General features: G+C 29.9%; 16 protein-coding genes. 11 read left to right on the top strand and 5 right to left on the bottom strand.

The genetic code is table 11. The features are described from left to right. Positions 1 to 391: 391 nt before the first annotated feature. From GXM21_RS05700 to GXM21_RS05685, 4 genes are all read right to left on the bottom strand, one after another. Positions 392 to 862: a helix-turn-helix domain-containing protein gene (locus GXM21_RS05700; RefSeq protein ID WP_008538036.1), complete on the bottom strand. Its 471-nt coding sequence runs from the start codon at positions 860 to 862 to the stop codon at positions 392 to 394. A 39-nt stretch (positions 863 to 901) separates the two neighbouring features. Continuing rightward, positions 902 to 1,192, bottom strand: coding sequence for a MerR family transcriptional regulator (locus GXM21_RS05695; protein WP_008538037.1), 291 nt, complete (start codon positions 1,190 to 1,192; stop codon positions 902 to 904). A 2-nt stretch (positions 1,193 to 1,194) separates the two neighbouring features. Next, on the bottom strand, positions 1,195 to 1,857 hold the full coding sequence (locus tag GXM21_RS05690) for a hypothetical protein (protein WP_008538038.1): 663 nt from the start codon (positions 1,855 to 1,857) through the stop codon (positions 1,195 to 1,197). 142 nt (positions 1,858 to 1,999) lie between these two features. Then, positions 2,000 to 2,179: a helix-turn-helix transcriptional regulator gene (locus GXM21_RS05685; protein ID WP_008538039.1), complete on the bottom strand. Its 180-nt coding sequence runs from the start codon at positions 2,177 to 2,179 to the stop codon at positions 2,000 to 2,002. Positions 2,180 to 2,319: 140 nt separating this feature from the next. Between GXM21_RS05685 and GXM21_RS13010 the strand changes: the two genes are divergently transcribed. From GXM21_RS13010 to GXM21_RS05645, 8 genes are all read left to right on the top strand, one after another. Next, positions 2,320 to 2,703, top strand: a complete 384-nt coding sequence (locus GXM21_RS13010) for a helix-turn-helix domain-containing protein (RefSeq protein WP_008538040.1) — start codon at positions 2,320 to 2,322, stop codon at positions 2,701 to 2,703. An 87-nt stretch (positions 2,704 to 2,790) separates the two neighbouring features. Next, positions 2,791 to 3,141, top strand: a complete 351-nt coding sequence (locus GXM21_RS05675) for an ImmA/IrrE family metallo-endopeptidase (protein ID WP_249068230.1) — start codon at positions 2,791 to 2,793, stop codon at positions 3,139 to 3,141. A gap of 13 nt (positions 3,142 to 3,154) precedes the next feature. Further along, the gene (locus GXM21_RS05670) at positions 3,155 to 3,742 is read left to right on the top strand and encodes a hypothetical protein (protein ID WP_008538042.1); all 588 of its coding nucleotides are present in this window, start codon (positions 3,155 to 3,157) and stop codon (positions 3,740 to 3,742) included. A 307-nt stretch (positions 3,743 to 4,049) separates the two neighbouring features. Further along, positions 4,050 to 5,267 (top strand): SAP domain-containing protein, encoded by a 1,218-nt coding sequence (locus tag GXM21_RS05665; protein ID WP_008538044.1) that lies wholly within the window; start codon positions 4,050 to 4,052, stop codon positions 5,265 to 5,267. Between the two features lie 90 nt (positions 5,268 to 5,357). Continuing rightward, entirely contained in the window at positions 5,358 to 6,455 is a 1,098-nt protein-coding gene (locus tag GXM21_RS05660; RefSeq protein WP_008538045.1) for a tyrosine-type recombinase/integrase, read from the top strand. A gap of 292 nt (positions 6,456 to 6,747) precedes the next feature. Continuing rightward, on the top strand, positions 6,748 to 7,029 hold the full coding sequence (gene groES, locus GXM21_RS05655) for a co-chaperone GroES (protein ID WP_008538046.1): 282 nt from the start codon (positions 6,748 to 6,750) through the stop codon (positions 7,027 to 7,029). A gap of 57 nt (positions 7,030 to 7,086) precedes the next feature. Next, a complete protein-coding gene (gene groL, locus GXM21_RS05650; RefSeq protein ID WP_008538048.1) occupies positions 7,087 to 8,718 on the top strand; it encodes a chaperonin GroEL in 1,632 nt (543 codons plus the stop codon). 140 nt (positions 8,719 to 8,858) lie between these two features. Next, positions 8,859 to 9,617 carry a sulfite exporter TauE/SafE family protein gene (locus GXM21_RS05645; protein ID WP_008538049.1) on the top strand — a complete coding sequence of 253 codons (759 nt, stop codon included), beginning with the start codon at positions 8,859 to 8,861 and terminating at the stop codon, positions 9,615 to 9,617. A 23-nt stretch (positions 9,618 to 9,640) separates the two neighbouring features. Here the strand turns inward: GXM21_RS05645 and GXM21_RS05640 are convergent, their stop codons facing one another. Continuing rightward, positions 9,641 to 10,012, bottom strand: a complete 372-nt coding sequence (locus GXM21_RS05640) for a hypothetical protein (RefSeq protein ID WP_008538050.1) — start codon at positions 10,010 to 10,012, stop codon at positions 9,641 to 9,643. A 95-nt stretch (positions 10,013 to 10,107) separates the two neighbouring features. On the opposite strand from GXM21_RS05640, the gene GXM21_RS05635 reads away from it, so the two are divergent. The 3 genes from GXM21_RS05635 to GXM21_RS05625 all read left to right on the top strand — a co-directional run bounded on the left by GXM21_RS05635 (position 10,108) and on the right by GXM21_RS05625 (position 13,890). Beyond that, the gene (locus GXM21_RS05635; RefSeq protein ID WP_008538051.1) at positions 10,108 to 10,485 is read left to right on the top strand and encodes a MerR family transcriptional regulator; all 378 of its coding nucleotides are present in this window, start codon (positions 10,108 to 10,110) and stop codon (positions 10,483 to 10,485) included. Between the two features lie 103 nt (positions 10,486 to 10,588). Next, positions 10,589 to 11,206, top strand: a complete 618-nt coding sequence (locus GXM21_RS05630; protein ID WP_008538052.1) for a DUF4337 domain-containing protein — start codon at positions 10,589 to 10,591, stop codon at positions 11,204 to 11,206. A gap of 83 nt (positions 11,207 to 11,289) precedes the next feature. Then, entirely contained in the window at positions 11,290 to 13,890 is a 2,601-nt protein-coding gene (locus tag GXM21_RS05625; RefSeq protein ID WP_008538053.1) for a 3'-5' exonuclease, read from the top strand. The last annotated feature ends 111 nt before the right edge of the window (positions 13,891 to 14,001 follow it).

Below are 14,001 nucleotides of genomic sequence, written 5' to 3'. Positions count from 1 at the left end.
CATACTAAATCACCTTTGATTTTCCTTGAACAACTATTAAATTTGTATCGCACCATTTTCTATTCTCTTATTTTTTAAATACACCACGATATATAAGTTTTCTAATTGGTAATTCTATATATTCTCACCTCTCTTTCTTACTGGTGCGTACCAAGCACCATAGCAGAAATCACTTGCAAACCTCCCTGCCATAATAATTTTGTTAAGAAGATTATCGTTAAAGATTTGCCATTTTCTTTTTTATTTTTGTTATGTTAATAACCTTTCTGCTATGGCTTGCTACGCACCAATTTTTTCTAAACTAAGCACTACGAACCGACCTTTTTGATTTCTCTTATTCTTTAATTTTTATCGTGTTTGTGCTATAATATTTTTACAAAGAATTTAATTGTCATATGCTGGACTGTTTATTAAATGGTTCAGCTTTTTTATTTTTACAAAACTTTAATATCAAAATATCTTTTGTCATCAGCCTAAATGTATTCAATATTTGTTTATATTTAGGCTGTTCTTTTTTATCTATTTTTCCATCAGCACCAATTTCAATTAAATCATCTATACATTTATTAGATTTCTTTATATTAGCTATAAAACTTAAAACAGTTTCTGAAAAACTTTTATTTTCAATAGGTGCAAATAATTTTTGTCCTAGTCTAAAAGTCAATAAATACTGATATCCTATATATTCATTGCCATAAATCTCAACAATATCATTCATTTTATCTATAGTTGGTTTTATTTGATTAGCTTCGTATTTTGCCAATGTTCTAACACTTATATCTAATAATTCACTTGCTTGTTCTTGTGTATAACCTGCACTTTTTCGTGCTTTTATAAGTAGTAACCCGAAATCTTTTATCATGGTTTATTGCCTTTCTTTCATGAGAAAATATTTATATAATTATCTTATTTTTCTTTTTCTACCTCGCTTATTTATTCCATTCTCCAATTTTCCCAATAAATATGATGTCTTAAAATCTGTTACACCATCGGACTTATCCTCTAACCACTTTTCTAATTTAGGTCTATTAATTTTTAAATGTGAACCGATCCAACAACAAGGTAAATCGTATTGACCGTTCTTTGTTAATGCTCCTGCTACTCTAAAAAATTGAGCAGGTAACCCAAATAATTCAGTTGCCTCATCTGGAGTTAAAAGAATTTTTCGCCAGATTGGTATATTGATTTCCATAATTAACCCACGTCCTTATATTCTTTATAAAAACAAGTGTCTCCACATTCAGCAAACCAATTTACTATACCTTCATCAACTATATCTCCAACTTTGGCAAAGTCTTTAAATTCTAAATCACTTGTTCGCCAATTGTTCATAGTTTTAACATCATCAATATTATTAAATTCAGCCACAATCTTAAGCCCTTTTTTTATAACAATATGACCTTTATATTTCTTAGCAATTTCTTTAGCTTCTGCTAAAGTTTTTGCTTCTATACACCATGCAGTACCTTCATTTACTTGAAAAATTTTATAAACTTCTTCTTTGATAATTTCTTTTTTTATATCACTTATTTTTTCACCATTTAAGTAATAAATTTTTCCAGGTGTTTCATCATAGTTTCCATCATAATCTTCACTATAAACTTCTTGATAAGAAACAACTTCATAATTATTTTTCTTATAATCTTCAGCCGAAATTACTCTATCTACTATAATTTCTTCAACAGTAGCTGAATAAAATTTTCTATTAAATCTATATTTTTCAATAAAAGCTTTTGCTTTTTCTAATGAGTCCCATACTGTAGTATTTCCATCTACTTCGTCATAATCATGACCATATTTGAAAAAATATCGAGTTACTTCATAGAATTTATTAGATTTAAATTTTTTAGTTAACATATTTATTTTTCCTTTCTTTTTTCTAGCGTGTACCACGCACCCAACAATATTATTTACTTTTTAGGGGAAAGTAATTTTTGCCATTAGATTTTTTATTGCTGGGTCAGTGCTACACGCTAGTTAATTTAATTTACACATTTATTTACAATAAATCGGCTGGTTTACATTTCAATATTCTAGCTAATTTATATAAAGTTTTTCTTTTTGGGAAAGTTTTCCCACTTTCCCACTGAGCAACAGCTTCTCTTGTTATATTTAATTTTATAGCTAAATCTATTTGTCTAAGATTATTAGCTAATCTTAAAGATTTTATTTTATTCACTTTATCGCCTCCTGTTAATTTAATTTACACTTATATTATATGTAAGTTTATCTTACTTGTCAAGTATAAATGTAAATTTTATTTACACCTTTTCGTGTAAGTTTTTTTTACATATAATAATATATAAAGAAGGTGATTATATGAATATTATAGGTGAACGATTAAGACAATTACGCGAAAATAAACAATTATCCCAAGGTGAAGTTGCTAAATTAATAGGAGTGAGCCGTCCTGCATACGTTTTATATGAAACAGGAAGATCTAAGCCTCTAAGAAAAATAAAAGAATTATGTGCCTTATTTAATGTATCGGCGGATTATATTTTAGGCAATGATGTTGAACCTATAAATAAGAAAGAGATGGACAAAAAGAAGCCCGCAGACCTTGAAAAATTTCTAAATCAATCAGAAATAATGTTCGATGGAGAAGTAATGAAACTAAGTGAAGAAGACCGCCAAGAAATAAAAAATGCCTTAGAGTTTATATTTTATAAAGCCAAGAAGAAAAATAAACGCAAAAAGTAGGCGGTATAAATGTATAATTACAAGGTACGGGTAAGAAATTTAGTAAAAAAATGCGATACAAATAATCCGTTTGAAATTGCATGTTATATGAACATTGATGTACTACAATTAAAACTACCAAATACAATACGTGGCTTTTTAGTTAGAGTGTTGCGTAGAAAATTTATTGCACTCAACGCTAATCTGCCATATGAAGCACAAAAGATTGTTGTTTGTCATGAATTAGGACACGCAATCTTACATAAAGGATATGGATATTACCTACATGCAGATATGAGTTACTATGTACCAAGTCGTAGGGAAAAAGAAGCAAATCAATTTGCTATACATTTACTTTCCCATTCCAGTGACTTAGACGCTGATTTAATCACTAAAGTGATTTCAGAGAAAGACCCTGACCCTAGAGAAGTTCACAAAATTTTAAGTACGTTATTATAAGAGGTAATCAATTATGAGAAAAAAATCTATATTGTTATTTATAATAATATTCTCTTTGTTATCATCTATAGCTTTTGCAGAAGAAAATAACAGCCGTTGGTTCTGGATAAATTCTACAGATACTCGAACCGCATATATAGATAAAGAAACAATAACTTATGACCCCGCTAAGGATATGGTTGATTTATGGGAAATAATCAATATACCTGGAGAACAAAAATATATAAAAATAAAAGTAGCCATAGATTATAAAAGAAATATGTTAGCAGAAAAATCGACTTTCATTTATAACTATAATGATGATACACCTGTTCAAGACCCATATATAACAACAGCTTTTTGCCCTATTATTCCAGATACCATAGGAGAACTTTTACGAGATAGAGCCGCCGAGTTGACTGGTCGTGATGAAAAGTTAGCCGAATACAACAAACAACAACAAAATATCAAAGAACAAAAAGAAAAAGAGAAACAAGAGCAAGCTGAACAAAAAGAAAAAGCTATTGAAGAACAGAAAAAAGCTCATGAAGAAGCCATAAAGAAGGCTGAACGAAAAACTAATGTAAACACTGCTATTGGTATATTAGGTAGCTTGTTTTAAATATAAAGGTGTTTAATGTAGATTACTCTAATTATAATATTGCTGGTAAAACATTATCCAAGTCTTAGAATTAGGATATAAATTAAGGTGATGATTTTATTGAATATTTTATATGCTTTTATTGTCATTTTTTCTTTTATAGGTACTATCGGCTCATTCATAGCTATACCTATAGCACTCTATAAAAGGAAAACAAGTATAGCACCACGGGTTATTTTTGCATTTGTTATAAATCTATTTGTTTTAATTGTATCTTGTACGTTATTTCAACCGACTAAATAAAAATAACTAAATATAGAGGTGTATCATGTTACCTAGAAAAGAAAGGTATTTGTTAAGTTATTTTAACAATAAGATAGTAGGCTATGAATTACCAGAATATATGTTATCTGAATTAAGCAACTATAAAGAAATCCTAGATAAATTATTAAACGAAAACTATTTACGGGTATCTAATACAAAAGAAAGTATTTCTTATCTAACAATACCAGATTTAAAAAATATATTACAAACTAAGAAATTAAAATTATCTGGAAATAAATCTGATTTATTAGATAGGATATATGAGAACTTTTCTAATGATGAGCTGGAAAATTATGTAAAAAACAGACGGTATATTTTAACTGATTTAGGAATAAAAGAGTTAGAAAATTATCCTCCAGACGGATTTTATGAATCTCGTACATTTGATGCTGAACAAATTTTTGAAAATATATGTAATACCACAATAGATAATAATAAACTAAAAAGCAGAAAACCTAAAAAATGGTATCAGAAAAGTTGGGGCATTTTTTTATCACTTTTATTTTTATTTCCTTTTGGTGTATATGTATTATGGAGATATAGTTATTTTAATACTAAAACTAAAAAAATATTAACTGGTGTTTTTGCAGTAATCTTTCTAATCCTAGTATTTAACACTGAAAGCAATAAACAAGAAGCACCAAAAGAAAATATAACTAAAATTGAGCAAGAAGTACCAGTACAAGAAGAAAAGAAAAAAATTCCGCCACAAGTGCAAGCTATAATGGATAGTACAAACGTTGATGAAACACAAGCTGAGAAAATAGTAGATATTTTACATCAATGTGGAGCTAATAATTTCACAATTACAAAATCCGAAAATAGCAATGACGATAAAAATTATGAAATATCTTCCGACAGTAAAATATTAGCTTTAGCACTTTTAGCCAACAATGCAATAAGCAATATTACTTATGATGGTGAAGTATTATATAACGGTAAAACAAATGCAGTTGAACATACAATAAGTGATATAGACGCAAATAAACAAAAAGAAACAGTATCCCAATCTAATACAAATAGTAAAAAAGAAACATCTCGACCAGCAAGAACATATTCTGGACAGGGTCCCAATGGAGAAACAATAAAGGGAAATAATAATAAAGGTAAAAAAATATATCATGTTCCAGGTGGAGCATACTATGATAGAACAGACCCAGAAGAATGGTTTTTTACCGAAGAAGAAGCTCAAGCTGCTGGATACAGACCGTCAAAAAAATAAAATATATTATTACAATAATAAAGGCTATTAATCTAGCCTTTATTTATTACTATTTTTGTTCGGAAATATGAACTTAAGGTGTGATAATTTATGAAAAAACGTAAAGATGGACGATATCAATCTTCTGTAACTATAACTGACCCTTTAACTAATGAAAAAAAACGTATATATGTATATGGATATACTGAAGCTGAATTAATTAGAGAAAAAGAACGTGTTAAAAGAAATAATAACACTTCTTTTGATAACATAACTTTTAATTTATGGCTTGATGAATGGTTAAAAATAAGAAAAGAAGAAATAGCTCCTAGCACTTATTACAATTATGTATTTTTAATAAACAAATATATCTTACCAAATTTAAAAAATATTAACTTGAGTAAAATAACACCATCAACTATTAGAAATATATTACGAAATATAAGTGGTTCTAGAACTAAACAATACACATATGTTTTACTAAAAGCGATACTTGGACAAGCTTACAAAGATGATTTAATAAAAAAAAATCCTTGTATTGCAGTAAATCCTCCTAAATATAAGGCTAAAGAAAAACAAATTATAAGCGACTACGAATTTAAAAAATTATTACAATATGCAGAACTCCCTATTAGAAATTTATTTATTCTAGCTTATTATACAGGTATACGACGTGGTGAAATTTCTGCTCTTAAATGGGAAAATATAGATTGGGATACAAATACAATAAAAATAGTAACTGCTATAAAAATAGCTGCAAAAGGAAATTTAATAAGTACACCAAAAACAGAAAATAGTACACGTGAAATATTAGTATCTAAAAATGTAATTAATATTCTAAAGCAACAATTATTAATACAAAAAGAACGTTATCTAAAACATGGTGATAAGTTAACAAAAAACGACTTTATATTTACATCATTAAAGGATAAAAATTATAAGAAAATGCTAACACCAATGAATATAACCACTATTTTTAATAAAATAAAATCTTTAGCTGAAATAAAATCCAATATAACATTTCATTCATTTAGACATACACATGCAACTTGTTTAGTTGAAGCTAATTTACCAATAAAAGCTATTCAAGCTAGACTAGGACATGCTACAGCTGGATTTACACTAACAACTTATGCACACAATACATTAAAAATGCAAAAAGAGATTGTAGGATTTCTAGATAACAAAGCAAAATCAATGAGTAATTGACATCTTGCTGACATCTTAATTAATAATTTTATTTGCTATTATAAAAAGTTATACCTAGTTATTTTTTATAGAAAAAAATAACTAGGTATAATTATTGATGTCAAAAGGCTTTAAAAACACCTAAATTTACATTGTAAAAGACAAAAAATCAAAAATTTTTCTTCTGCCTATTGATTTTTTCTGTAAAATTGTTTATTATAAGAATTGTGAGTTAGCACTCACTTATAAAGAGTGCTAACAACTATAAATTAACTTAGTTATAAAATCTATTTACGCATAGGAGGAATATACAATGATTAAGCCATTAGGCGACAGAGTTGTTATTAAAGTTTCTGAAGGCGATATTAAAACTGCAAGTGGTATCGTTTTACCAGATACAGCAAAAGAAAAACCACAAGAAGGTACTGTTGTTGCAGTAAGTGACGGCAAATATGTAGAAGGCAAAAAAGTTGCTCTTGATGTAAAAGTAGGCGACAAAGTAATCTTCTCTAAATATGCTGGTACTGATGTAAAATTCGATGGTACTGATTATTTAATCGTTAGAGATAGCGATATCTTAGCTGTTGTTGAATAATTAACAGAAACTAATTAATTACAATTTTAATGTATAATCCTAGGAGGTTCTTTATAAATGGCTAAACAAGTATTATTTGGCGAAGAAGCTCGTCAAGCTCTTGGTAGAGGCGTTGATGCACTTGCTAACGCTGTTAAAGTTACACTTGGCCCAAAAGGCAGAAACGTTGTTTTAGATAAAAAATTCGGTGCTCCAACTATCACTAACGATGGTGTTACTATCGCTCGTGACATTGAACTTGAAGATCCATTCGAAAATATGGGCGCTCAGCTTGTAAAAGAAGTTGCTACAAAAACTAACGACATCGCTGGTGACGGTACAACTACTGCTACATTACTTGCTCAAGCTATGATTCGTGAAGGTATGAGAAACGTAGCTGCTGGTGCAAACCCAATGGTTCTCAAAAAAGGTATTGAAAAAGCTGTTGCTGCATTAGTTGAAGAAATCAAAGCAAAAGCTCGAAAAGTTGAAGGTAAAGAAGCTATCGCTCAAGTTGCTTCCGTATCTTCCGCTGATGAAGAAACTGGTGCATTAATCGCTGACGCTATGGAAAAAGTTGGTAAAGACGGTGTTATCACTGTTGAAGAATCCAAAGGTATGCAAACTAACCTTTCCGTTGTAGAAGGTATGCAATTTGACCGTGGATACATTTCTCCATACATGGTTACTGATACAGATAAAATGGAAGCTGTTATGGATGATCCTTTCATTCTTATCACTGACCGCAAAATCTCTGCAATCGCAGACATTCTCCCAATCCTTGAAAAAGTTGTAAAACAAGGTAAAGAACTCGTTATCATCGCTGAAGATATCGACGGTGAAGCTCTTGCTACTATCGTAGTTAACAAACTTCGTGGTACATTCAAAGCTCTTGCTGTTAAAGCTCCTGGTTTTGGTGATCGTCGTAAAGCTATGCTCGAAGATATCGCTATCTTAACTGGTGGTAATGTAATCAGTGAAGAACTTGGTCGTAAACTTGATAGCGTAGAACTTGAAGACCTCGGTCGTGCTCGTCAAGTACGTGCTTCCAAAGAAGAAACTACAATTGTTGACGGTTTTGGTGATAAAGCTGAAATCGCAGCTCGTGCTGAAATCATCAAAAAACAAATCGCTGAAACTTCTTCCGATTTCGATAAAGAAAAATTACAAGAACGTCTTGCTAAATTATCTGGTGGCGTAGCTGTAATTGAAATCGGTGCTGCTACAGAAGTTGAAATGAAAGATAAAAAACTCCGTATCGAAGATGCTTTAAATGCTACTCGTGCTGCTGTTGAAGAAGGTATCGTTGCTGGTGGTGGTACTACTTTCATCGATATTCAACCTGCTCTTGAAAACATTGAAGCTGAAGGCGATGTAAAAACTGGTGTTGAAATCGTAAAACGTGCTATTGAAGAACCAGTTCGTCAGATCGCAAACAATGCTGGTCTTGAAGGTTCTGTAGTTGTTGAACATGTAAAATCCGCTGGTGTAGGCGTTGGTTACAATGCTTTAGTTGGCGAATACATGGATATGATTGCTGCTGGTATCGTTGACCCTGCAAAAGTTACTCGTAGCGCATTACAAAATGCTGCAAGTATCGCTGCTATGGTTCTCACAACTGAAACAATCGTTGCTGATAAACCAGAAAAAGCTGATCCTGCTGCTATGGCTGGTGCTGGTATGGGCGGCGGAATGCCTGGTATGATGTAATTTAACATCTCATATTAAACAAAATTAAATAAACAAATTAAGCCTAGTGAAAATTCACTAGGCTTTTTCTTTTACACTATCACTATTATTTTTTATAATAAAATCTATAATAAAAAATTAAAATTCGAGGTGAATTTTTTATGATATTTTTATCTATGTTATTGCTAGGTACATTAATTGGTTTTGTTGGAGCAGGTGGCGCTGGTGTTACTATTACATTACTTACAGTTGGTTTTAACATTCCTATTCATATAGCATTAGGTGTTGCCTTATCTTCTATGGTTTTTACTATGATATCTGGTGTTGTAAGCCATTTACGTGAAAATGAAGTAGAACTAAAAACTGGTCTAATCATTGGTTTAGGCGGTGTAATTGGAGCTTTTGTTGGTGCTAAATTTTCCACATTCATACCCGAAAATATTTTAAGTATTTTTACTGCTTTGATGATTATTCTATCAGCTCTAATTTTGTATATAAAAGTATATCATAATGATTTATTAAATAAATATTTAAAAGTTCCAACTACATCATTAGCTGGCAAAAAATTTTATATCTATGGTATATTAGTCGGTTGTATTAATGGCTTTTTATCTGGTGCTTTTGGCATAGGAGCTGCTGCTTTTATTCAAATTAGTTTATTAATTATATTCGGTGTTCCACTTTTAAAATCCATCGGAACATGTATGTTGATTATTCTTCCTATTTCTGCTTCTGGTGGTCTAGGCTATCTCACTTCTGGAAATTTAGATTTCACTATTTTTCTACAAACAGTATTCGGATTAATGATAGGTGCTTTTATTGGTTCAAAATTTACACATCTAGCACCAAAACCAATCTTAAAATTTGCCATTGTCGCTATGCCAACAATCGGGGGCTTAATTCTTTTATTATTCCACTAAATAAATTCTGTAAATTTTATTATTTACCTATATGGATTTATCTGTGGTAATTTACAAGCAAATTCTTTTAAAAAATCTATCTTAAAATTTTCATTCCAATAAATAATACTATTTCCCTCAAATTCATCAACTTTACCTTCAAAAAGACACTTAAAATGCCAAACAACCATTGTTTTATTATCTTTATGCCAAAAATCTTTTATCTCCCATGATAATACCGTATTCTTTTTATTCCATTCATGAAACCAACGTTTTACTTCTAATAAATTCTCATACTTTACACCATAGCTCTCTATATATTTTATATTTTGTGAAAAAATATTCTCCATTCCTAAATCTTTTTTATAAATCCACATTTTAAACCACAAATTAATAATTTCTTCTTTTTGATACATAAAAAACTTCCTTTCAAGGTAAAAATTATTGACTTAGAGTTTACTTCAAATGCTATTATATTCTTAAGTATAAAACTTAACAAGGACGTGATAATATGACTATTAAAGAAGTAAGTCAAAAATACGATCTCAGCCCCGATACTATTCGTTATTATGAACGTATTGGTTTAATTCCACCTGTACCACGCAAACCAAATGGTATTCGTGATTTTGACCAAGAATCATGTAATTGGATTGAATTCATAAAATGTATGCGTTCTGCTGGCGTTCAAATCGAAGCATTGATTGATTATGTTCACCTCTTTTATCAAGAAAACACAGCAGAAGCTCGCAAAGCTATTTTAGTAGAACAACGTGATCGTCTCCAGAAACAAATTGATACCATGAATTTAGTTATTGAGCGCTTAAATAAAAAAGTAGACCGTTATGAAGAAATCATTATTCCTGCCGAAAAAAAATTATTAAGTGAATAAATTAAAATTAAATTATAAACAAATAAAAACATTGCTATTTCTTATCGTTTTAAGTTATAATTAACTATGTATTAAATTTATAAACAAAAGAAAGAGATGATTTATGGACCCCGATAGGAAACAACAAACTAATTTAAATGATGAAGATGATAACTTTATAACAGAATATAAACAAGAAGTTATCCACAAGCCATGGTCAAAAACTTTAAAATTATTAGTAGCAATTACAACCTTGATTTTAGCCGTTGTTGGCACACTAGCTTCTTTCAAAGCTGCAAGTCTAGGCAACCAGGTAGTAACTACTCAAAATGAAGCTTTTAACCACTGGTCAAACTATCAAGCAAAAACGATTAAGAAAACAACTTTAGAAACTGAACTTTATACTATTGAAATTGAACTTGCCAAACTCAAAGATACAGATAATGCTTTAAAAACTGAACTTTTAGCTAAAAAAGCTATCTATGAACAAGAAATTACTCAATATAAGCAAGAAGAAATCACTTTAACAGCTAAAGCTCAAGAAGCAGAACAACGTCATTTATTGACAAAAGAGATTTCTACTAACTTTGGTAATGCTTTAATCTTTTTGCAAATAGGTATTTTATTATCTTCATTGACTACACTTAGTAAAATAAAATATTATTGGTATATAGGTTCTATTTCCGGTATCATTGGATTTAGTATCTTTATCACTTCATATTATAGAAATTTAACTATGTAATTAAAAACCTCTTAGTATTATTATGCTAAGGGGTTTTATTTATGTTAAACTACAAATATACATAAATTTATCAGGAGTCTATCATGTCTATTACTTTCAATAAAAAACAACAACAAGTAATCAATGAATTAAATCAAAATATACTCTTAAGTGCAGGAGCTGGCACAGGCAAGACAAATGTACTTTCTTATCGTGTAGCTAATATTTTAAATAAAAATCGTGCCAATGCTGATGAAATTCTCTGCTTAACTTTCACTAATAAAGCTTGTCGAGAATTAAAAAATCGCATCACTTCGCAATTAGATTTTGAAACAGCAAATAAAATCACCATTCGCACCATTCATGGCTTTGCTTATCAAGTGATTACCACTACCGCCAAAAAAGCACAAACAATATTTAAAGAATTTGTCATCTTTGATGATGAAGACCAAAAGACGCTAATCAGACAAACTATCGCCAATTTTCCTAAAGCTAGAGCCTTAGATATTCAATATATCGTAAATTGCATTGAGCAATTAAAGCAAGAACGAGCTTTAAAACATATCTATACTGAAGATATTGAAGCCGATTATACTACTATTTATCATCAGCATTTGAAGTTCAACAAAACATTCAATCAACAACAAAGTGATAATTTAACGAAATTTTTTCAATTTGATGGTTTAAATATAATCATCAACTATGAATTGGCTTTACAACAAATGCACGGTTTAGATTACAAAGATTTAATCGCCAATGCTTATCGTTTATTTCAAGACGAAAATATATGCTCATCATGGCGAAAACGCTACAAATATATCATGATTGATGAAATGCAAGACACTAGTTCTTTTGAATATACTATGCTCGAAAATCTCTTTCCTGCTAATAATATCATGCTCTGTGGTGATGAATTTCAAACTATTTATGAATGGCGTGGCTCTAATCCTCAAAAAATCTTAACTGCCTTCACTGAAAAATATAACCCCTTAATTATTAATTTCAATGAAAATTATCGCTCTACAAAATTACTTTTAGAAATGGCATATAACACATTGATAAATCTTTTTTGCAAAGAAACTATCCTTCATTCCTATGCCAAAAATCTACTTTCAAAAAGCAGTGAACTTGGTCATAAAATAGAATTAAAACAAGCAAACTCCCTAGCTAACGAAGCCCAATGGATTTTTCAAAATATCGTAAATTTATTACCTCTAGTAAAAACACCTACACAAATAGCTATTTTAGTTCGTCAAAACAATTATCTACAAAACTTAACATTACATCTAAATTATCTAGCCAATATTTATAATCAAAAAAATCAAGAAGCTCCCATCAATTTCATTCAAATAGATAATATCCGCTTTTTCAAACGTCAAGAAATAAAAGATGTTCTATCCATTATGAAATATCTCATTAATCCTAATGATTATCTTAGCCTACAACGAATATTAATAAATTTAATCCCTAATATTGGTATTCGCACTATCAAACAAATATCTTCTGCTGAATATCTTCAAAATGGATTGCGTCTATCTGACTTTATCAATGCAAACTTCCAAAATCCAAACTACGAACCTTTTTCTGACTTGATTTCAGCTTATTTATCCAAGGACATCATAGTTTTTGATATTGAAGGTACGGGGACAGATATTTTTGCAGACAATATTATTCAATTATCCGCAATCAAAATTCGCAAAGGGAAAAAAATAGCTGAATTCAATCGCTATCTAAAATCAGATAAACCTGTTGGCGACTCTGAAAAAGTACATCATATTTCTGATGAATATTTACAAACTCATGGCGAAAATCCTAAACTTGTTCTTCAAGAATTTTGTCAATTTATCCAAGATGCCATCATCACAGGTCATAATATTCGCGGTTATGATATGGATATTCTCAATCAAAATCTATTAAAACATAACTTAAAACCTGTAGATTTCTCTAATATAAATTTTGATACCTTAGATTTAGTTCGTCGTTTTTATCCTAATCTGCCTAATCATAAACTTGAATTTCTGAGTAATCATTTTCAATTTGAAACAAAATCAAACCATAATTCTCTAGATGATGTTTTTGCTACAGGGGAATTATTGCACAAATTGCTCGAAGATAAAATTATTCCTACAGCTAAAAAACGCAGTGAATTAATCAATAAACAAAAAAATAAATTCATTCATGTAGCTCAAATTTTCCAAAAACTGCATAGTATTTTAAACGACAATCTACTTTTAGAAAATCTAATCACTCAAATCGTTAAAGAATTCGATTTAGTAAATATCTATAAAGCCAATGCAACTCAAGATGGAGCTGTTCGCTTAGAAAATATTCGCAATTTATTTAGATTAGCCAAAGCAGAGCTCAACTCACATCGAGGAACAAATGGCATCAAAGAATTATTACAATATGCTAGTTTATCTAATACAGATTTAGATGCTCTTACTTCTTCTCATCCTAAAATCCCTATTATAACTATTCATCAAGCCAAAGGCTTAGAATTTGATTATGAATTTTTAGCTGGCATGAATGATGACATTTTTCCATCATATTTCAGCACACGCAATGGCTCTATTACTGAAGAAGAAAAACGTCTTTTCTATGTAGCCATCACTCGTGCCAAAAACGCTTTATTTCTCTCTAGTTCAGGTAGACCTAGTCGTCTATTAAATTATATACCTGAACAATTCATCACCAAAATCAAATAAAAATGCTTACTCTCCATAAAGGCATAATATTTATGCCTTCTACTTTTAACAAAAATTTTATAAATTTTAAAATAATTTCATATACTTTTACTTATATAAGTGCTAAAATAA

Source organism: Megamonas funiformis, assembly GCF_010669225.1.
In the GTDB taxonomy this organism is placed as follows: Bacteria; Bacillota; Negativicutes; order Selenomonadales; family Selenomonadaceae; genus Megamonas; species Megamonas funiformis.
Note: the sequence above shows the minus strand (reverse complement) of the source record. Positions and strands in the feature narration are given on the sequence as shown.

Coding starts and splice junctions, on each gene's coding strand:
- GXM21_RS05700 (WP_008538036.1), bottom strand. CDS start 862: ATGATAAAAGATTTCGGGTTACTACTTATAAAAGCACGAAAAAGTGCA.
- GXM21_RS05695 (WP_008538037.1), bottom strand. CDS start 1,192: ATGGAAATCAATATACCAATCTGGCGAAAAATTCTTTTAACTCCAGAT.
- GXM21_RS05690 (WP_008538038.1), bottom strand. CDS start 1,857: ATGTTAACTAAAAAATTTAAATCTAATAAATTCTATGAAGTAACTCGA.
- GXM21_RS13010 (WP_008538040.1), top strand. CDS start 2,320: ATGAATATTATAGGTGAACGATTAAGACAATTACGCGAAAATAAACAA.
- GXM21_RS05675 (WP_249068230.1), top strand. CDS start 2,791: ATGAACATTGATGTACTACAATTAAAACTACCAAATACAATACGTGGC.
- GXM21_RS05670 (WP_008538042.1), top strand. CDS start 3,155: ATGAGAAAAAAATCTATATTGTTATTTATAATAATATTCTCTTTGTTA.
- GXM21_RS05665 (WP_008538044.1), top strand. CDS start 4,050: ATGTTACCTAGAAAAGAAAGGTATTTGTTAAGTTATTTTAACAATAAG.
- GXM21_RS05660 (WP_008538045.1), top strand. CDS start 5,358: ATGAAAAAACGTAAAGATGGACGATATCAATCTTCTGTAACTATAACT.
- groES (WP_008538046.1), top strand. CDS start 6,748: ATGATTAAGCCATTAGGCGACAGAGTTGTTATTAAAGTTTCTGAAGGC.
- groL (WP_008538048.1), top strand. CDS start 7,087: ATGGCTAAACAAGTATTATTTGGCGAAGAAGCTCGTCAAGCTCTTGGT.
- GXM21_RS05645 (WP_008538049.1), top strand. CDS start 8,859: ATGATATTTTTATCTATGTTATTGCTAGGTACATTAATTGGTTTTGTT.
- GXM21_RS05640 (WP_008538050.1), bottom strand. CDS start 10,012: ATGTATCAAAAAGAAGAAATTATTAATTTGTGGTTTAAAATGTGGATT.
- GXM21_RS05635 (WP_008538051.1), top strand. CDS start 10,108: ATGACTATTAAAGAAGTAAGTCAAAAATACGATCTCAGCCCCGATACT.
- GXM21_RS05630 (WP_008538052.1), top strand. CDS start 10,589: ATGGACCCCGATAGGAAACAACAAACTAATTTAAATGATGAAGATGAT.
- GXM21_RS05625 (WP_008538053.1), top strand. CDS start 11,290: ATGTCTATTACTTTCAATAAAAAACAACAACAAGTAATCAATGAATTA.